Source organism: Paracoccus sp. 08 (assembly GCF_024105395.1).
GTDB lineage: Bacteria > Pseudomonadota > Alphaproteobacteria > Rhodobacterales > Rhodobacteraceae > Paracoccus > Paracoccus marcusii.
This window is the reverse complement of sequence record NZ_WEKR01000009.1, coordinates 76,757-96,590: the sequence shown is the minus strand read 5'-3', so window position 1 is coordinate 96,590 and position 19,834 is coordinate 76,757. Positions and strand designations below refer to the sequence as shown.

General features: G+C 65.6%; 13 protein-coding genes and 2 pseudogenes. 10 read left to right on the top strand and 5 right to left on the bottom strand.

Going from position 1 to position 19,834, the window contains the following annotated elements; genetic code table 11:
- The first annotated feature begins 141 nt into the window (after positions 1–141).
- The 3 genes from GBO37_RS04985 (at position 142) to GBO37_RS04975 (ending at position 5,174) form a co-directional block, all read left to right on the top strand.
- Entirely contained in the window at positions 142–1,167 is a 1,026-nt protein-coding gene (locus GBO37_RS04985) for a LacI family DNA-binding transcriptional regulator (RefSeq protein WP_045983182.1), read from the top strand.
- 73 nt (positions 1,168–1,240) lie between these two features.
- Positions 1,241–1,780 carry a PAS domain-containing protein gene (locus GBO37_RS04980; protein ID WP_252927579.1) on the top strand — a complete coding sequence of 180 codons (540 nt, stop codon included), beginning with the start codon at positions 1,241–1,243 and terminating at the stop codon, positions 1,778–1,780.
- Positions 1,773–5,174, top strand: a complete 3,402-nt coding sequence (locus GBO37_RS04975) for a chemotaxis protein CheB (protein WP_252927578.1) — start codon at positions 1,773–1,775, stop codon at positions 5,172–5,174. Before GBO37_RS04980 ends, GBO37_RS04975 begins: the two co-directional genes overlap by 8 nt.
- Here GBO37_RS04975 and GBO37_RS04970 read toward each other — a convergent pair.
- Positions 5,171–5,752, bottom strand: a complete 582-nt coding sequence (locus GBO37_RS04970) for a TetR/AcrR family transcriptional regulator (protein ID WP_052714870.1) — start codon at positions 5,750–5,752, stop codon at positions 5,171–5,173. The two genes, GBO37_RS04975 and GBO37_RS04970, sit on opposite strands and share 4 nt — an antisense overlap.
- A 108-nt stretch (positions 5,753–5,860) precedes the next feature.
- Here GBO37_RS04970 and GBO37_RS04965 point away from each other — a divergent pair, with 108 nt between their 5' ends.
- Genes GBO37_RS04965 through GBO37_RS04955 form a run of 3 tightly spaced genes read left to right on the top strand, consistent with a single transcriptional unit; the run spans position 5,861 to position 11,682 of the window.
- Complete coding sequence (locus GBO37_RS04965) at positions 5,861–7,177, top strand: efflux RND transporter periplasmic adaptor subunit (protein WP_252927576.1); 1,317 nt, start codon at positions 5,861–5,863, stop codon at positions 7,175–7,177.
- Between the two features lie 6 nt (positions 7,178–7,183).
- On the top strand, positions 7,184–10,300 hold the full coding sequence (locus GBO37_RS04960) for an efflux RND transporter permease subunit (protein ID WP_139598460.1): 3,117 nt from the start codon (positions 7,184–7,186) through the stop codon (positions 10,298–10,300).
- The gene (locus GBO37_RS04955; protein ID WP_252927573.1) at positions 10,297–11,682 is read left to right on the top strand and encodes an efflux transporter outer membrane subunit; all 1,386 of its coding nucleotides are present in this window, start codon (positions 10,297–10,299) and stop codon (positions 11,680–11,682) included. The genes GBO37_RS04960 and GBO37_RS04955 overlap by 4 nt, the downstream gene beginning before the upstream one ends.
- Here GBO37_RS04955 and eutC read toward each other — a convergent pair.
- A complete protein-coding gene (eutC, locus tag GBO37_RS04950) occupies positions 11,679–12,407 on the bottom strand; it encodes an ethanolamine ammonia-lyase subunit EutC (RefSeq protein ID WP_252927571.1) in 729 nt (242 codons plus the stop codon). The two genes, GBO37_RS04955 and eutC, sit on opposite strands and share 4 nt — an antisense overlap.
- Positions 12,404–13,777 carry an ethanolamine ammonia-lyase subunit EutB gene (locus GBO37_RS04945; protein ID WP_252927569.1) on the bottom strand — a complete coding sequence of 458 codons (1,374 nt, stop codon included), beginning with the start codon at positions 13,775–13,777 and terminating at the stop codon, positions 12,404–12,406. Before GBO37_RS04945 ends, eutC begins: the two co-directional genes overlap by 4 nt.
- 231 nt (positions 13,778–14,008) lie before the next feature.
- Between GBO37_RS04945 and GBO37_RS04940 the strand changes: the two genes are divergently transcribed.
- The 4 genes and pseudogenes from GBO37_RS04940 (at position 14,009) to GBO37_RS04935 (ending at position 17,643) form a co-directional block, all read left to right on the top strand.
- Complete coding sequence (locus GBO37_RS04940) at positions 14,009–15,181, top strand: integrase arm-type DNA-binding domain-containing protein (protein ID WP_252927566.1); 1,173 nt, start codon at positions 14,009–14,011, stop codon at positions 15,179–15,181.
- Positions 15,182–15,277: 96 nt separating this feature from the next.
- Positions 15,278–15,538: a helix-turn-helix transcriptional regulator gene (locus tag GBO37_RS21590; protein ID WP_371927484.1), complete on the top strand. Its 261-nt coding sequence runs from the start codon at positions 15,278–15,280 to the stop codon at positions 15,536–15,538.
- Positions 15,538–16,314: pseudogene (locus tag GBO37_RS21585) on the top strand (bifunctional DNA primase/polymerase); the annotation flags it as partial. The gene GBO37_RS21590 and the pseudogene GBO37_RS21585, both read left to right, overlap by 1 nt.
- A gap of 189 nt (positions 16,315–16,503) precedes the next feature.
- Positions 16,504–17,643, top strand: a complete 1,140-nt coding sequence (locus GBO37_RS04935; protein WP_252927564.1) for an AAA family ATPase — start codon at positions 16,504–16,506, stop codon at positions 17,641–17,643.
- A gap of 161 nt (positions 17,644–17,804) precedes the next feature.
- On the opposite strand, the gene GBO37_RS04930 is transcribed toward GBO37_RS04935, so the two are convergent.
- A complete protein-coding gene (locus GBO37_RS04930) occupies positions 17,805–18,290 on the bottom strand; it encodes a terminase small subunit (protein WP_252927562.1) in 486 nt (161 codons plus the stop codon).
- A gap of 246 nt (positions 18,291–18,536) precedes the next feature.
- A pseudogene (locus GBO37_RS04925) lies at positions 18,537–19,486 on the bottom strand (IS110 family transposase).
- Positions 19,487–19,834: the final 348 nt, after the last annotated feature.

The window sequence follows — 19,834 nt, the reverse complement described above, 5'->3', positions numbered from 1 at the left end:
TCCCGGAACTTCCCCTCCGAAGTTCCCCTTGCCCGATTCCGCATCATGTAATCGGTTTCATCCGACGTTCTCACAGGATGAAAAGGTTTACAACATCAATTTTTCCGCTAAGCCTGAAGCTGTCCCGAACAAAGGTTTCTTGTGTCAGATCAATCCCGTCCGCCCCGAATCCATGATGTCGCCAAGCTGGCGGGGGTGTCCGTGGCGACGGTCAGCCGGGCCATCTCGAACCCGTCGATCGTGTCGGAAACCACGCGCAAGGCGGTCGAGGCGGCGATCGCGCAGACCGGCTACACGCTGAACTTCACCGCCCGGAACCTGCGTCAGCAGCAGGTGGGCGGCGTGCTGGCGCTGGTGCCGAACCTGGCCAATCCGTTCTTCTCGCAGATCCTGTCGGGCATCTCCGAGGTGCTGCGCCGCCACAACCTCAGCCTTTTGGTGATGGACACGACCGCGGTGCCTGACCAGCCGGCGATGAAGGTGCTGGGCCCCTATCTGACGCGGTCGCGCTCGGACGGGGTGATCGTGCTGGACGGGCAGATGGAGGCGGGCCTGTTCGCCCGTCCCGGCTGTCCGCCCCTAGTGCAGGCCTGCGAATGGATCGACGGCCTGTCCGCCCCCCGCGTGCTGGCAGACAATGTCGAAGGGGGCCGCCTTGCCGCGCGGCATCTGACCGACCTGGGGCACCGCCGCATCCTGCACCTGACCGGGCCGCAGGGCAGTTCGCTGACCCTGTCGCGCCGCCAGGGCTTCCTGCAGGGTCTGGCGCAGGCGGGGCTGCCCGATCCCGGCCCCGGGGACAGCATCACCGGCGATTTCACCGCCCGGTTCGGCCAGCAGATGGCCGCGCAGGTGCTGGCCATGCCCGACCGTCCCACCGCGGTCTTCTGCGACAACGATGAAATGGCGATCGGCCTGATGCACGGGCTGATCGTGGCCGGGCTGCGGGTGCCGCAGGACATCTCGGTCATGGGGTTCGACAACATCGAGATGGCGGCCTACAGCAGCCCCGGCCTGACCACGATCCGCCAGCACCGCGCCCGCCTTGGCCGACGCGCCGCCGAAGTCCTGCTGGCCCGCATGCAGGGCCAGCAGGTCACCGACAGCATCACTCTGGGCGTCGATCTGGTGGTCCGCGCCAGCACCGGACAGGCGGCAAAAACGTGACTTGTTCCAGGCGGCGGGGATTAATATTGTACGGTTGAACGTCGGGGACATGGCCCGCCGCAACAGGATGACGATGCCCGACCCCACGCTGCCCGAAGCCCTGCGCGCCCAGATCGCGCGGTCGCGGATCGCCATTTCCCTGGCGGCGGCGATGCCCGACATGCCGCTGTGCATGGTCAACGACGCCTTCTGCCGGCTGACCGGCTTTGACGCCGATGACAGCCTGGGCCGCAACTGCCGCTTTCTGCAATCCTCCGCCACGCCGCGGGACCAGATCGGCGCGATGTCGCGGTTCCTGGCCGACGATGCACAGGACGACGGGCGGTTCCCGGTCCTGAACCGCACCCGCGACGGGCGGTCGTTCATGAACTTGGTGTTCATGTCCAAGCTGCGCGGCCGCGACGGCACGCTGCGTTTCGTGATCGGGTCGCAGTTCGACGTGACCGCATCCGACGCGGCAGGAACGATCGCGCGCGATGATGCTGCACTTAGCCGCAACATGGCGGACTTGCGCCGCGCCGCGGGACAGTTCGGACTGATCATGTCGGATTCCACGGGGCTGATCGCCCGTTCGATCAGCACGCTTGCAAGGATCACGTTGCGCGATGAATGACGCCTCGCCCGCACGCGCCACCACGCGTCCGCCCTTCGCCGTCGTCGGCATCGGCGCCTCGGCCGGGGGGCTCGAGGCGCTCCACGACCTCCTGCGTGACGTCCGGCGCGAGGACCCGGCCGCCTATGTCGTCATCCAGCACCTGGACCCAACGCATGACAGCGTTCTGGCCGAACTGCTGGACCGGCGCACCGCGCTCAGCGTGCAGCAGGCGACCGACGGCACGGTGCTGCAGCCGGGTCATGTCTATACCATTCCCCCCGGTGCGCGGATGCTGATCAGCGACGGACGCCTGCATCTGACCGATTTCGACCAGCCGCGCGGGCTGCGCCGCCCGATCGACGACTTTTTCGAAAGCCTGGCGCATGACCGCGGCCCGGCCGCTGCCTGCGTGATCCTGTCGGGCACGGGGGCGGACGGCACGTTGGGGCTGCGCGCGGTCAAGGAACATGGCGGCATCTGCGTCATCCAGGAACCGCGTACCGCCCGGTATGACGGAATGCCCCTCTCGGCGCAGTCGACCGGGCTGGTGGACTATGTTCTGTCGCCGAAACGGATCGTGCCCGCCATCCTGCAGTTCTTCGATTCCAGCGAAACGCAGCAGGCCGACGACGCGATGCTGGCCGATGCGCGGCTGATCTGCCAACACCTGCTGGACCGGTGCGGGCACGATTTCTCGGGCTACAAGATGACGACGCTGGTGCGGCGCATCCGCCGGCGGCTGCAGGTCCTCAACATTGCCGGCACGCGCGACTATCTGCGCCACCTGCAGCGCCATCCTGACGAATGCGAGGCGCTGCTGAACGAGTTCCTGATCAACGTGACGCGGTTCTTCCGCGACCCCGAGATGTTCCAGGCCCTGCGCGAACAGGCGATCCGCCCGATGGTCGCGGCCGCCGACGGAGAGGAGCTGCGCGTCTGGGTCGCCGGCTGCTCATCCGGCGAGGAGGCCTATTCCGTCGCGATGCTGATCGATACGGAAATGCGCGCCGCCGGATTGCGGCCCCGCTTCACCGTGTTCGCCAGCGACATCGATAAGAAGATGATCGAGATCGCCCGCGCCGGCACCTATCCGATCAGCGCCCTGGCCGACATCCCCGAGGAGATGCGCGCGGCCTATACTACACATCGCGACGCGCTGATGCAGATCACGCCGCAGCTGCGCGACCGGGTGCGTTTCTCGCTGCATTCGGTGCTGCGTGATCCGCCCTTTGCGCGGGTCGACCTGATCTCCTGCCGCAACCTGCTGATCTATCTGGACGAAGATCTGCAGTCGCAGGTGCTGCCGCTGTTCCACTATGCCCTGCGCCCCGGCGGCTACCTGTTTCTGGGCCCGTCCGAAGGGGTGCGTCGCGAATCCATGCACTTCACCGAACTGGACCGCCCCGCGCGGCTGTTCCAGCGCGACGCGACGCCCGCGCGCCTGCCGCTGGACATGCCGTTCCTGCGGTCCGAGGGCGACCGCCCCTCCCCCGGCCCCCGCAGCCGCAAGGCCGAGGACGGCGCGGCCCGCGACGGGGCCCTTGCCGCACAGCGCAGGGTGCTGGACCGGTTCGCGCCCGCCTCGCTGCAGGTGTCCCCTGCGGGAGAGGTCCTGTGGACGGCGGGCAGGCTGGGCCGTTTCCTAGCCGTCGATCCGACCGCCAGAAAGCCGATCCTAGCACCGCAGATCGTGCATCCGGGCCTCAAGGAGGCGGTGACCGCCGCGCTGGACCAGGTGGCCGGAACGGGCCGCGCGGCGATCCTGCGCAACCTGCTGGCGCGGTCCGACCTGGGGGCGCAGCCAGTGACCCTGTTCGCAGAGCCCCTGCCCGACCGAAGCGTCCTGCTGGTGTTTCACGACGCGGGCGCACAGGCCCTGCCCGACACGCTGGACGAGACGGATGAGCTGAGCGTCACCGAATCCCGGTCTGACCTGCTGGAGGAGCAGCTGCGCCTGACGCGGATCGAGCTGCACGGCGCCGTCCAGGAGCTTGAGACCGCGAACGAGGAGCTGAAGAGCTCGAACGAAGAAATGATGTCGATGAACGAGGAGCTTCAGTCCACGAACGAGGAGCTGAGCACCGTCAACGACGAGCTGAAGTCCAAGATCGACGATCTGACGGCCGCCAACAGCGACCTGCAGAACTTCTTTTCCGCGACCAAGATCCCCCTGCTGGTGGTCGACCGCGACGTGCGGGTGCGCAACTTCACCGCCGCGGCGCTGCAGATCTTTCCGCTGCGTCGGTCCGATCACGGCCGCCCCCTGGCCGACGTGTCCAACGTCTTCGCCAGCGACGTCCTGCTGTCGATGGCGGCCGAGGTGGCCCGCCAGGGCGAGGCGCAGGGAACCGAGCTGGTCGAGGCCGGCGGCACCCGTGTCTGGCGCGTCGATGCCAAGCCCTATCGCGGCCCCGAGGGGCATCTGGACGGCGCCATGCTGGTCTTCGAGGACGTCACCGCGCTGCGCGATCTGCGCGTCGAGGTCGAGCGGCAGGAGGAGCGGCTGAACGCGGTGCGGTCCATGGCGCGGATCGCGGTCTGGCATTACGACGCCGCATCGCGGATGCTGACCATCGACGACAGCTCGGACCTGCTGGGCCTGGGCCAGACGGCGCAGCTGCCGCTGTCGGCCTTCGAGGCCCTGATCGCGCCCGCCGACCGTGACGGGCTGCTGGCCGACCTGCAGGCCTGCGCCGCGGGCACGGCCTTTCGGCGGGTGGTGTCGCCTTCGTCCGACGCACGCTCCGCCGTGCGGTTGGAGACGGCGGCCGCGCGGTTCGGGACCGACGACGGCGATTGCCGCGTGCTGGGGGTCATGCTGGACGTGACCGCCGCGCAATCGGCCGCCACGCTGCGCGAAGCGGTGATTTCCGAGATGGACCACCGGGTCAAGAACCTTTTCACCCAGATCTCGGCGATGCTGCGGATGGCAGCCCGCGAGACCGACGACGCCCAGACCGTGGTCGAGGAGGTCTCTGCCCGGATCAATGCGCTGGCCAGCTCTCATGGACTGACCACGGCGCGGGGCACCAAATCGCAGCTGCCTCTGGCCGATCTGATCGCGACCACGCTGGCGCCCTATGACGGTGCGCGGATTGACAGCGGCGGTGACGACCTGACCATCCCGGCCCGCTTGGTGGTCCCGATGTCGCTGATCCTGCACGAACTGGCCACGAACGCGTTCAAGTACGGCGTCCTGGGGCCGGTCGACGGTGCGCTGACGATCACGTGGCGACGCGATGGCGACGGGGCGGTGCTGGACTGGACCGAACGCTATGACGCGCCGCGGGCGCAGGACGAACCCGATGCGGGCTTCGGCTCGACCCTGCTGGAGGGGGCGACATCGCAGATCGACGGCACGTTGCAGGTGACGCTGGACGCGGACAGCCGCCGCACCCGCCTGACCTTCTAGGTCAACAACGCGCCGACCTGCCGCATCTGCTGGCGCAGCATGTCGGGAATGTCGGATTCGGTCATCGTCTCGTCCCCCGCCCAGGTGCGCACGGCATGCGACAGCGCGTGGGTCGCCAGTTCGGCGATCAGCATCGCCTCGGCCTGGCGGTCGGGGCCCAGGCGGGCGTGCAGCAGCCCGCCGATCGTCAGGGCGATGTTGTCCATCGAATTGCGGAACACGGCCATCAGCTCGGGGGTGGTGTCCCAGACCTGTTCGATCATGCGGACGACCTGGCGGTCCAGGTCCTTCAGTTCCAGCATCCGTCCCAGCAACAGCGCCAGATCGTCGATCAGTGCCCCCTTGGACGTCACGATCCAATCGGCCGTGCAGGGTTCCAGCTGCGGCGGCATGCCCAGGACCGCAGCCTGCTTGTTGGCGTAATAGTTAAAGAAGGTGCGCGGACTGATCCCTGCCTCGGCGGCAATGGAATCGGTGGTGACCGCCGCATAGCCCGACCTGATGCTCAACCGCAGCGCGGCCAGCTGGATCTCTCGGGCGGTCTGCTGACGGCGGCGGTCGCGCAGGTTGCTGGTCATTTTCGGGGCAGTCTCCTCGTGCAGTCGAAGCAAACATTGCATAGTCCGCAAAAACATGCAATCAGCGCGCAACAGTGACGCCCCGTCGGGTGCTTATCCAGGACAAAGATGATGCCGAAACACAGCCTTGCGACCGGCGCCGCCATGGTCGCCGCGATTCTGTCCACCTCCGCGGCCTGGGCGCAGGCGCCTGAAGGGATGCCGCCCAAGCAGGTGGGCGTCATGCAGGTGGCGGTTCAGGACGTTCCGCGAATCGTGACCCTGCCCGGTCGCGCGGTCGCGGTGTCGGAGACCGCCATCCGCCCCCGCGTCGGCGGCATCGTGACCGAGATCCTGTACGATCCCGGCGCCGCGATCGAGGCGGGCACCCCGATGTTCCGCATCGAGGACACCACCTATCAGGCGAACCTGGCCAGTGCCGAGGCGCAGGTCGCCTCTGCCCGCGCCCAGGTGACGCAGTCGCAGTCGTCCTTTGACCGTACCCAACAGCTTCTGGGGTCTGGGACGACCCAGGCCCAGGTTGAACAGGCCCAGGCCGCGCTGGATCAGGCGACCGCCGCGCTGCAATCGGCCGAGGCCGACCTGACGCTGGCCCAGGCCGAACTGGGCTGGACCACGGTCACCAGCCCCCTGTCGGGCATCGCCAGCGTGTCGGCAGCGTCCGTGGGCGATCTGGTGACCGCCGGACAGGCCGACGCCATGGCTACCGTCACCCAGCTGGACCCGATCGAGGTCGACATGTACGAACCCTCGTCGCGCTTCCTTAGCGTGCTGGACGACATCAACGACGGCAACCTGCGCCTGAACGACGAACTGGCCGCGACCCTGACGCTGGAGAACGGCCGTGAATACCAGGCGGTTGGCCAGCTGGTCGCGCCCGGCGTGACCGTGTCGACCTCGACCGGGTCAATCGACACGCGGTTCCGGTTCGACAATCCCGACAACCTGCTGCTGCCGGGCATGTTCCTGCGCGGGCAGGTCGATCTGGGCGTGACCTCGGCGATCCTGGTGTCGCAGTCGTCGGCCACGCGTGACAAGGTCGGCACCCTGACGGCCTGGGTCGTCGAGGATGGCAAGGTCAGCCAGCGCCAGCTGACCGAGGACGGCACCTACAAGCACCAGTGGATCGTCACAGACGGCATCGAGGATGGCGAGACCCTGGTCGTCGACGGCCTGACCGGGCTGGCCGAGGGCATGGAGGTCGTCACCGTCCCCGTGACCATCGACGAAACTGGCGTCGTGCGCGAACAGGCCCCCGCCCAAAGCGCCCCCGCCGATGCGGTCCCTGCCGATGCAGCCCCCACGGATGCGGCCTCCGCCGACACGGCCCCCGACGCAGCCGCGGCCGACGCGGGAACCGACACCGGCCCCGCCGACGCAGCCCCCGCGGAGGCGGATGCCGCCCCCGCCGGCGCGACGGAGTAATCGCGCATGGCACGTTTCTTCATTCACCGGCCCGTCTTTGCATGGGTGATCGCCCTGATCACCATGCTGGTCGGCGCGCTTGGCCTGAACAGCCTGGCCATCGAACAGTATCCCCAGATCGCACCCACGACGGTGCAGGTCCGGGCCACCTATAACGGCGCCTCGGCCGAGATCGTCGAATCCTCGGTCACCACGGTGATCGAGGACGCGATGACCGGCATCGACGGCCTGACCTACATGACGTCGAATTCGACGCCGGGGTCGGCATCGGTCGCGCTGACCTTCGACGACACCGTCGACCCCGAGATCGCCCAGGTCCAGGTGCAGAACAAGCTGCAGCTGGTCACGTCGCAGCTGCCCGACGTCGTGCAGCAGCAGGGCGTGCAGGTCGAACGCTCGACCAGCTCGATCCTGCTGGTGGCAGCGCTGACGGCGGAAGAGGGCACCTATACCACCGTCCAGCTGGGCGACCTGATCTCGCAGTTCATCGAGGATCCGGTCAAGCGCACGCCGGGCGTCGGGTCGATCAACACCTTCGGCTCGGGCTATGCGATGCGGGTCTGGATGGACCCGATGAAGATGGTCCAGTACAGCGTCACGCCCGCCGACGTCACCGCGGCCGTGGCCGCGCAGAACACCAACGTCACCGTGGGCGACCTGGGCGCGCAGCCCGCCGCCGAGGGCCAGAGGCTGACCGTGTCGGTCACCGCGCAGTCGCAGCTGTCCACGGTCGAGGAGTTCGAGAGCATCCTGCTGCGCGTCGATCCCGACGGATCGACGGTCTTTCTAGGCGACGTCGCCCGGATCGAGATCGGCCAGGAAAGCTATGGCGGCAGCTCGCGCTACAACGGCAACCCGGCCGCGGCCGTCGCCGTGAACCTGGCAACCGGCGCGAACGCCGTGTCGACCGCCGCCGCCGTGCGCGACACCATCGACAGCCTTGCCGACGCCCTGCCCGCCGGGGTCGAGATCACCTATCCCTATGACACCTCCCCGTTCGTGGAAAAGTCGATCAGCCAGGTCTACAAGACCCTGGCCGAGGCCGTGCTGCTGGTGTTCCTGGTGATCCTGGTCTTCCTGCAAAGCTGGCGGGCGACGATCATTCCGGTGGTGGCGATCCCCGTCGTGCTGCTGGGCACCTTCGCCGTGCTGGCGGTGGCGGGCTTCTCGATCAACACGTTGACGATGTTCGCGCTGGTACTGGCCATCGGCCTTCTGGTCGACGACGCCATCGTGGTCGTGGAGAACGTCGAGCGGGTGATGGAGGAAGAGGGCCTGGGCCCCGTCGAGGCCACCGAAAAGAGCATGGACGAGATCACCTCGGCGCTGGTCGGCATCGTGCTGGTCCTGTCGGCCGTGTTCCTGCCGATGGCGTTCCAGACCGGCGCCACCGGCGTCATCTATCGCCAGTTCTCGATCACCATCATCACCGCGATGATCCTGTCGCTGGGCGTGGCCGTGATCCTGACCCCCGCCATGTGCGCAAGCCTGCTCAAGGCGCGCAAGCATGGCCAGGGCGGCATCGCCCCCGCCCGCTGGTTCAACCGCAACCTGGACCGGACCACGACCGGCTATGTCGGCATCGTCACGCGGCTGGTGAAGCGCCCGCTGCGGATGCTGATCGTCCTGGTCGCGATCGGGTTCGGCGTGATGACGCTGTTCGACCGCCTGCCCGGATCGTTCCTGCCCGACGAGGATCAGGGCGTGGCCCTGGCCATCATCCAGGGCCCGGACGGATCGACCACCCAGCAGACGCAGGCCCTGGTCGAGAAGGTTGAACAGTACCTGCTGACCCAGGAAACCGACACCGTGGAATCGGTCTTTGCCGCGCTTGGCTTCAGCTTCGGCGGGACCGGGCAAAGCAACGCGCTGGTCTTCATCAAGCTGCGCGACTATGCCGAACGCGACGGGTTCGACATCGCGTCGCTGGTGAACCGGGCGAACGGCTATTTCTTCACCACCAACCGCCAGGGCCAGATCTTTGCCCTGCAGCCGCCCGCGATCCAGGGCCTGGGCACGTCCTCCGGCTTTACCATGTATCTGGTGGACCAGACGGGTCAGGGCCAGGACGCGCTGGCCGCCGCCGCCAACCAGCTTGTCGCCGATGCGCAGGCGGGTGGCCAGGTCACCAACCTGCGCGGCAACGAGACCGCCAACACCCAGACCGCCCTGCGCCTGGACATCGATCAGCAGAAGGCCGCGGCCTTTGGCCTGAACATCGGTGACGTGAACGCGATGCTGTCGGTGATCTTTGCCGGGCGCGACGTGAACGACTTTGCGCTTGGCAACGACCTGCGGCCCGTGGTGGTCCAGGGCGAGGCCGCAAGCCGCAGCCAGCCCGAGGACATCGAACGCTGGTATGCCCGCAACAGCCAGGGGGAAATGGTGTCCTTTGGCGCCTTCGCCGATCAAAGCTGGCAGCAGGAACCGCAATCGCTGGCGCGTTTCGGCGGCACACGGGCGCTGGAGCTCAGCGGGGCGGCCGTTCCCGGCCTGTCCTCGGGCGAGGCGATGGACGTGATGGAACAGATGGTGGCGGACATGGACGGCGGCTATGGCACCGCATGGACCGGGCTGTCGTTCCAGGAACGTCTGTCGGGCAACCAGGCGCCACTTCTGTTCGCGCTGTCGGCGCTGGTCGTGTTCCTGTCGCTGGCCGCGCTGTACGAAAGCTGGTCGGTGCCGCTGGCGGTCATGCTGACCGTTCCGGTGGGCATCCTGGGCGCCCTGGCGGCCGCGCTGTTCTTCGGACAGTCGAACGACGTGTACTTCAAGGTGGGTCTGCTGACGACCATCGGGCTTGCCGCCCGAAACGCCATCCTGATCGTCGAATTCGCCGAGGCGCAGGTCAAGGAGGGCAAGACCGTGGTCGAGGCCGCCCTGATCGCATCGCGCCAGCGTCTGCGCCCGATCCTGATGACCACGTTCGCGTTCATGCTGGGCGTGCTGCCGCTGGCCATCGCGTCGGGCGCTGGTGCGGGGGCGCAGAACTCGATCGGCATCGGCGTTCTGGGCGGCATGGCTTCCTCTGCCGTCATCGGGATCTTCCTGGTGCCGGTCTTCTATGTGGCCGTGCTCAAGATCCGGTCGCTGCTGTCGCGCAAGAAGGAAAAGACCTCGTGACGTTTCCCCGTATGACCCGCGCGACGCTGTCGCTGACGGCGCTGTTGATGATCTCCGCCTGCGCGGCAGTGGGGCCTGACCCCACCACCCTGCCCGACACCCGTGTCCAGGGCGCCTTCGCCGAGGGCGGCGGCGGCCCCGTGGGCCAGGTCGGCACCACTGCCTTCTGGTCGGGCTATCAGGACCGCACCCTGTCGCGGCTGATCGCGGACGGGCTGGACACCAGCCTGGACATCATCACCGCCAACGAACGCATCCGTGCCGCGGCGGCCGACCTTCAGGCGACCCAGCCCCTGGCGGCCCAGATCAGCGGAGAGCCCGCATCGGCCAGCCGCGTGCGGTCGGGCGGCGACGGTCAGGCGACCGGCTATACCAGCAGCGCCAACCTGTCAGCGGGCTTCGTGTTCGACCTGTTCGGGGGCGCGCGCCGTGCCCGCGAAGGGGCCGCCGCGGGCGTCGCATCGGCCGAGGCGCAGGCCCAGGTCACCCGGCTGGCATGGCTGGCCGAGGTCATCAGCGCCTATTCCGACGCACGCTACAACCAGCAGGCGCTGGCTCTGACCCGCGACACGATCGAGGCGCGCCAGGCCACCCTGCGCGTCACCCGCGACAGCCAGGCCCTGGGCCTTGCCACCGATTTCGACATCGCCCAGACCGAGGCACTGCTGCAGACCGCGCAGGCCGACCTTCCCGCCTTCGAGGCACAGTTCAACGCGCAGGTCTATCGCCTGTCGACGCTGCTGAACCAGCAGGCGGGGCCGCTGATGTTGCAGATGCAGGGCGGATCGGGCGCGCTGCGCATCCCGCCCGGCCCCGGCACCGGGGTACCGGCCGAACTGCTGCGCAACCGTCCAGACGTGCGCGCGGCCCAGCAGGATCTGGTGCAGGCGCTGGCGGCAGTGGGGGTCGCGACGGCGGACATGCTGCCCTCGCTCTCGCTGACCGGCACGGTCAGCGACACGGGCGGGGCGACGGGCTGGGGCTTTGGCCCGCGCATCAGCCTGCCGGTGGCCAACCAGGGCATCCTGGGCGCGACCCGCACCCGTCGCGTGTCCGAGGCGCGCCAGGCCGATCTGGCATGGCGCAGTCAGGTCGCGGCCTCGGTCGAGGATGTGCAGACCAGCCAGTCGAACCTGCGCCGCCTGCGCCAGCGCGTCGATGCGCTGGACCGCGCGGCGGCCAGCTATGACCGGGCCTATGCCCTGGCGCGCACGAACTTCGAGGCGGGCGCCCTGCCGCTGGTCGATCTGCTGGACGCCGACCGCCAGCGGGCGGCGGCACGCCTGCAGGCCGCATCGGCCCGCAACGACGCCGCCAAGGAATGGGCCGCGCTGCAGATCGCGACCGGTGCCGGTGCCGCCGTGGCGCGGATCGCCGACTAAGCCCGTGGCGGCAGCAGGTCGCTGCCGCCGCTTTCGTCCTTCAGCGCGATGCCCGTCGCGCCGATCCGACGCCCCTGCATCACCAGCCAGGCCAGCCGTTCGGCGGCGGCCTGATGGGACAGCCCCCCGTTCGGATGAATGTTCGAAACACAGTTACGCGCATTGTCGCGCAGCCCGATCCGGGGCGCATGGGTCAGATAGGCGCCAAGGCTGTCGGCCACCGACAGTCCGGGCCGTTCGCCGATCAGCATCAGCACCATGCCCGCCCCCGTGGCCGCCCCGATCGCATCGCCTAAGGCCACCCGCGCACCCTGCGCCAGGATCACCGGACGCCCCGCCAGTTCCGGCAGGCAGGCGAGCAGCGCCCGCATCACGCCCGCGGCCTGCGCCATGACCGCGGGCGCGGACAGCCCATCCCCGATCACCACCTGCAGCGGCGCGTCCAGCCGGGGCAGGTCATGGGGCGCCAGCTGCCGCCCCAGGTCGGGGCGGCGCAGATAGGTGGCGCGGTCGGTCGCCATGCTGTCCACCCGCAGCACCGGCAGCGGGCCAAGGTCCCGCGCCAGCGCGTCCCAATCCACCTGCCCGTGGATCGCATCGCGCGCCGCCGCGTGGTCCTGCTGAAACCGCAGCAGGTCCGGCAGGGCGGTCGGCCCGGCCGCCGCCTGCAGCCGCACCCGCGCCGGGGTCAGGGCGGACAGGCGGCGCAGGTCCGGCGCGCTCATGCGGACAGCCCAAGGCGGTGGGCCATCGCGCCGGTATCGGGCAAAGCCCCGTCCGCAAGGCCGAACGCATCCAGCCAGGCCGCGAATTCGGGTGCCGGGGTCAGGCCGGTGGTTTCGCGCAGGTAGGCGATGTCCTCGAATGCCAGGCTTTGATAGCCCAGCATCACGTCGTCGGCGCCCGGCACGGCGATCACGAAATTGACCCCCGCCTGCGCCAGCAGCGTCGACAGCGTGTCCATGTCGTCCTGGTCGGCCTCGACATGGTTGGTATAGCAGACATCGACCCCCATCGGCAGGCCCAGCAGCTTGCCGCAGAAATGATCCTCCAGCCCCGCACGGATGATCTGCTTGCCGTCGAACAGGTATTCCGGCCCGATGAAGCCCACGACGGTATTGACCAGCAGCGGCGCATAGGCGCGGGCGACGCCCTGGGCGCGGGCCTCCATCGTCTGCTGATCGACGCCGTGATGGGCGTCGGCCGACAGGGCGGACCCCTGCCCCGTCTCGAAATACATCACGTTCTGGCCGACCGTTCCCCGCCCCGCCGCCAGCCCCGCCTGATGGGCCTCCTCCAGCATCGACAGGGTGATGCCGAAACCTTCGTTGGCGGCCTGGCTGCCCGCGACCGACTGGAAGATCAGGTCCACGGGCGCGCCCCGCTCCAGCAGGGTCAGGGCGTTGGTCACATGGGTCAGCACGCAGGTCTGCGTGGGGATGTCCAGCGCTTGGCGCATCTCGTCCAGGGCGGTCAGCAGGGCGTGGCAGTTGGCAAGGTTGTCCGACGCCGGGTTGATCCCGATCACCGCGTCGCCCACCCCCTGCAACAGCCCGTCCAGCACCGCGACCGCAATGCCGCGCGGGTCATCCGCCGGATGGTTGGGCTGCAGCCGCGAGGCCAGCACCCCCGCCCCTCCGATGGTGTTCCGGAATGCCGTGATGACCCGCACCTTGCGCGCCACGCGGATCAGGTCCTGGTTGCGCATCAGCTTGCTGACCGCGGCCACCATCTCCGGCGTCAGGCCGGGGGCGACGGTGGCCAGCGCCGCACCGTCCGTGGCGGGTGACAGCAGCCAGTCGCGCAGATCGCCCACGGTCATCGACGCGACCGGCGCAAAGGCCGCGCGGTCGTGGCCATCGATGATCAGGCGTGTGACCTCGTCATTCTCATAGGCAACCAGCGCATCGGAGAGGAAGGTGGTCAGTGGCAGGTCCATCAGCACGCGCCGCGCCGCCACGCGTTCCAGCGCGCTGCCCGCCGCGATCCCGGCCAGCAGATCGCCCGACCGTTCCGGCGAGGCCGCGGCCATCACCGCAGCCAGGCTGTCAAAGCGAAATCTGTGGTCGCGCGCTGTGGCGGCATACGTGGCCATGACCATCCCCGGTTGTCCGGGGACAGAATGACCCGAACGGCATCGGGGTCAAGGCATCGATGAAAGTGGGGGTTGGTGCGGCCGAGATGCAGCATCTTTCCATATCTCTGCCTCTCACCTCGTCTTACTGCAGAAATTTTTCTTAGTGACAACAAGCAGTTCTTATCACGCACCATCTTGCTACGTCTCCCCGCATCGCATATTAATTGGGGGATAATTTGGGGGATCGGAATGCATAAGTTGAACGCCTTCGCTGTGAAGTCGCTGCGTGCCGGCAAGCACGAAGACGGGGCTGGTCTACGGCTGGTGAAGCGTGAGGACGGCAGTGGCCGATGGGTCTTCCGCTACACCTGCCATGGTCGTCGTCGCGAGATGGGGCTAGGCAGCCTGCAGACCGTGAGCCTCAAGCAAGCCCGGGAAAAGGCCGCTGAATACCGGGCTATGATTGCCAACGAGGTTGATCCAATCAACGCAAGGGACCGGCTCCGCGCCGAGAGAAAGCACGACCACAATCTCCTCACAGCTGTGGCCCACGACGCCTTTGACAGCCACAAGGCCAGTCTCAAGCGCGATGGTGCGGCGGGGCGCTGGTTCAGTCCGCTGGAGCTGCACGTTCTGCCTAAGCTGGGAAAGACGCCGATTGCCGAAATCACCCAGCGCGATATCCGCGACGCGCTCCAGCCCATCTGGCACGAGAAGGCGTCTACGGCTATGAAGGCCGTGGACCGCCTGAATATCGTATTCCGGCATGCAGCCGCCCTGGGGATCGACGTTGACTTGCAGGCCGTGGCGAAGGCCAAGGCGCTCTTGGGCAAGCAGCGTCATCGCGTGGAGGCCATCCCAAGTATGCCGTGGGCCGAGGTGCCTGACTTCTATCGCAGCGTTGCGGAGCCGTCCGTTTCTAATCTGGCCCTGCGGCTGCTCATCCTGACGGGCATGCGCTCCCATCCCGTGCGCTTCGCGCATGTGGACGAGTTCGACGGCGATACCTGGATTGTGCCCGCAGAGAAGATGAAAGGGCCAGCGGGCGCCACCGAGAGTTTCCGGGTGCCCCTTTCGCCCGAGGCGCAGGAGGTTGTCCGTCTAGCCCGCATGCATGAGCGGGATGGCTATCTGTTCGTCGCCAGACGGAGTGTGATCAGTGATGCCACCATGTCCCGGCTGATGGAGCGCAGGGGCCTGCAGGCTCGCCCTCATGGCTTCCGCGCCAGCCTGCGGACCTGGCTAGCAGAATGCACGGACGCGCCCCATGAAGTGGCTGAGACAATGCTGGCCCACGTCAATGGCAGCAAGGTCGTGCGGGCTTATCGTCGGACGGATTATCTGGAACAACGGCGGACCCTGTTGGAGCGCTGGGCGAACCACTGCGTGACTCCATCATTGACCTCGTCTGGTACGGACTGACCACACGCAAAAAATTCGTCGTCTCAGGAACGACCAGGACGACCCATGGTGATTCGTGTGGATAGTGGGGTGTGTTCGTAATGATAGGACACACCAATGAACGCTGTTTTTTCTCGCCAGGATCATCAGATTGACCGGCTTCTGAACCTCCATGAGGTTACCCACCTGACGGCCCTTAGCAGGGCCACTGTCTACCGCGCCATCGCCAGCGGTGATTTCCCGGCCCCCGTCAAGATCGGTCGCGTCTCCCGCTGGCCAGCCTCGGAGGTCAGCGATTTTCTGTCGGCGCTGGTAGCCAGTCGGACTACTAAAAGTCCTTCTACCTGCTCTGGCAGCGTGAACGAGGAGAAACGCTAATGCAGTCCTCGGCATCTAAGCATATCAAAGTCATCGCCAGTGGAAGTCTTCTCGAGGCGGCAGTTGCCTATTTCGAATTGGGCCTCAAGCTTACCCCATGCGGCCCATCTCCCGCCTATGAGCTTTGGCAAGAAGACCTTAGGGATCGACGGCGAATTGAAACCTTGTTTAGCGATGATGAAGTCCAGATCGGGATTCTCTGTCGATCCAGCAACATTGTTGTTCTTGACGTCGAGGCCCATCATGCTCTGCGTCAATACGTCCGCGATCGCGGTCTGACCCTGCCTGTCACGTTCACAGTGAGGACCCCTAGTGGGGGTCTTCAGTACTACTATAGGGCGACCACGGGGGCTTCTTATCCTGAAGCTTTGTGCCCTGGCGTTAGAATTAACGGTAATGGGACTGTTATTGCGGCACCTTCACTGGGTCGCGTTGGTGATTCTGGCGCGGGAAGGTACTCCGTCATTGAAGTTGCCGATATTGCTCCAGCACCCGAATGGCTTACGGGAAAGGCTTCGAGCTTGATACCCCCTAGTCCGGCCCTGGCTGGAGAAGCAGTGAAAGACGGCATCGAAATCTGGGAGCTGCTTCAAAGCATCAGCCCTGATCTTCCATATGATCAGCGGATGGGCGTTCTGGTAGCCGTACACCAGGAAACACAGGGCGCGGACCCCGGGCTGCACCTTGCTATTGAATGGTCTCAGGGTAGAGCTGGATTCACGCCAGGGGAAATCGAGTGCAAGTGGCCAAGCTTGGCAGCGTACAGGGCTTGCGCAGGCGAGACCTTGGCCACTATCGCTATGACCCATGGGGCAGACCTCCCGGCAATTCGGGGGCGAGCTGTAATACGTCAACGGGCAAAGCTGCGGAAAACCCACGATCAGTGGACGCTTCAGGACTTGGACCTGAGCAATGTCCTCCCACTTTCGCCTTTGAGCGACTTGGACATCGAACGTGACTTGACCATGTTTGAGGATACGTCCAGCGACGCCCTAGACGTTCCCGTGGCCGGGGCGATCCGCATTCTTCCGCCGCCCACGCCGGCTGCAATGAAACGGGTGGAGGAGTTTTGCTTCTCTGCTCTTCCAGCCGACGCTGCAAAGCCCAGGCTTACCCAGAACCATCTCATCGAAGGGATTCTGCAGCACCCCAGCCTTGCGGTCCTCTATGGCCCTCCTGGAGCCGGAAAAACCTTCTATGCCCTGGGTATGGCCCATGCCGTGGCCAGCGGCGAAGCCTTTGGTGAACACAAGGTGCGCCAAGGGGCAGTGATCTATATTTCGGCAGAAGGAACGGGAGGCATCGAGAACCGACTTGCTGCAATCCCAGGGCCCCGCTCTCCCAAGCTCGTCGTGCTGCGGTCGCAAGTCGATCTGTATAGCAGTGACGCGGACGCCTCCGCGATCGTGGCCTATGCGCAGCGCGTCACAAGAACTCAAGGAAAAGTCGGGTTGATCGTCATTGACACGCTGGCCCAGTGCTTTGGGGGAGGAGATGAAAATACGGCTGCAGATATGGGCGTCGTTCTAAACCGGATTGCGGCCATCAAGGACACACTCGGCGCGACGGTCGTGATTATCCATCACACAGGTAAAGACACTGAACGGGGTGCTCGTGGCAGCAGTACGCTTCCCGCGAAAGCTGAGACAGTGCTGGAAGTCCGCCGAGAGGGAGACCATATCGAGGTGAGAGCAACCAAGCAGCGCGATCTTGAACTTGGTTGGAAGCACTACTTCTGCCTCGAAACTGTCGAACTCGGACTTGATGATGGGCGCCGGAGGGTAACGTCCTGCCACATCAAGTTTGTGGAGGGCAATTCCAGCGTGACTGCCAAGGCGGGCGGCTTTGCCCAAGCTGCCGTCCTGAAGCTGCTCCCTGCATTCTTGGCAGCATTTGGCACCGAGTACCGTCTTTCGGAAGGGTGCGACGCAGGGGGTCTTATTCAGAAGGCCGATCGCGAAGCGTTTCGCAGGTATGCTCTTTCGCTTTCTGCCTCAGACTTCAAGGGCAAGCTCACCCCGAGAAACGTCAACGAGGCTATTTCTTCTCTCCTCAAACGGGGGGTTCTCCAAGGAAGCGGTGACGAAATCTGGCTGAAGGCGTAGAACGTTCGACGTATGTACGTCGAAGCTTCTGGCCGAACCGAGGCCTTAGTCAAACCGGGCCGACAAACGTACGCTACGCCCCCCCTAAGGGGGCGTAACGTACGTCGTCTCGGGGACCTGTTTCGTGGCAGGGCCCCCGATTAAATGGCCCATTTCGGGTCCTATCGATAAGCTGTGAGGGCACCGCTTCCGTCACCAGCCGTCCACCCGTCATCATCGTAGTCAGCATCAACGCCGGTCATGCTACCAACCAATTCCTCCAGTTCTGCCCTGGACATTTCCTTTACGGATTTTTGAACCCGCTCCTCTTGGATAACTCGCCGTGGAGGCACCCAGCCCAAGCGGTCGAGGATGTCTCGCGCAGCATGCAGCCGGGTTTGCGCTGAGACCTGCTCGCTCAAGAGGATGTCTCGCACTACCCCGATAGCAAGCGGCCCCAGCGCCTTGAGGCGGTCGTTCATGGCGTCCCGTACAAGTTCCACCACCCGCTGGTCGCGCAGCCATTTATAGCCCATGCTGTGCGCGGACTGATCCGGCACACCCGCCTGTCGCGCGGCACGGGAGGCGTTTCCGCAATCAGCATATGCTCGCGCAAATGCCTCGCGCTTAGCCGTATCGATCTCGCTCTGATGTCTTTTTTCAAGCATTTTTTCATGCGTCTTCAGACGCCATGGCGTGTGCTGCCGTTTTGACGCCCAAGGGTGGGCACGAGGTCTGAAGACGTCGGTGAACAAGCTCTGATGCGCGGGTTGGATACCGCATGACCGATTGTGCGTCTCGGGGCTATTCCTGTCTTACAACGGGCGTCAGCGTTGAGCCGGCCACAAAGCGAGTGTCGGATATTCCCCTACCGTTGACCTCGCGCCCGCCATTGGGCGTTTATAGGGCCTCGTTCAGTGCGTAGGTGTGGTTCGTCGAGCGATATCCCACATGAATGCGGCCATTTCCCGCGCAATAGCGGTTGTCACGACAGTTGATCTCTTTCCGCGCTGAATAAGTTTGCGATATCGCGCGGTCAGGCGTGACTGGGCTTTCCAGGCAATGTCCTGAACGTCCGGTGCCTGCTCCCTAAGGATGTAAAGCTTCCGCTCGCCGGGTCGCGCCTGCAGACGGTAGGTCCAAGCCCCCTCGATCAGTTTGTGGCGCACGCGGGCGTTGCCTGCTCTGGTTATGCCGCCACGTCTTGTCGTTTTGCCTGTCGAGTATTCGCTCGGCACGAGCCCCAGGTAGGCCATGAGTTTCACTGGCGACTCGAAACGACGCACATCGCCGATCTCGGCCATGAAGGTGACGGCGCTGATCAATGCCACGCCTCTCAAGGCCTGAAGCGCATTCACCGCCGGGGCAAGGTCCCACTCCGGCACCAGTGCCTCGATATGCCCGGTCAGCCGGTCGAGACGTTCTGTCGCGTTTCGTTCGGCCTGCAGCATTTCCTGAAGGGCGATCTGATGGGCGGGGTGATCAAAGGTCAGGCTTTGAAGCCATAGGCGATACCGCATCGTCCACGGCCTGGTCCGTTGGTAGACTCGACCGTGGCGCAGCACGAAAGCCGACACGAGTTGGCGTTTATGCCTCTGGTCTTCTGCGGCACTTTCCCGGGCGCGGACCAGATCGCGCATTGCTTCGTGGGTTTCGTCAGGGACCCAGACAGCCGTCAATTCTCCTGCGCGTAGCAGGCGTGCCAGACGCATGGCGTCAGCAGCTTGCTGACACTGGCAGGAGTGTTCTCGAACGTGCCTAGGCTCAGGACGTCATCACGACGTTCACCACCGGCTATCGCAACCGCGAGTTTGTCCTTGGAAACGTCGATTCCAACATAGATCGTTGACTGTTCGCTCGTCATGCCTTTCTCCATCGCAAAAACGACGGCACCTGCCGCCATGCGATCAGAATACAGGCTGATCCATCACGCGCGGGCCGATGAAAAAGACATGCGGTCTTACCGCTTTTGCTGCTAATCCATTGCAGGTAACGCGATCAGTTGATGCGATGGCTAAGTGGAAAGGCCCTGGTACCCAGCGCAGAGACGCCACCGACTCGCGTGCTGGCACTGCTTTCCTTCAGCTTAAGTCAGCAGAGGACGACTTAGTGACGTCGAACCCACCTTCTTCCTTGGACCAACGTAACTGACGCTATTGCTAAATTGAGCCATATTAGACAAAAGCTTAGTGGACCAAACGCAGGAACAACA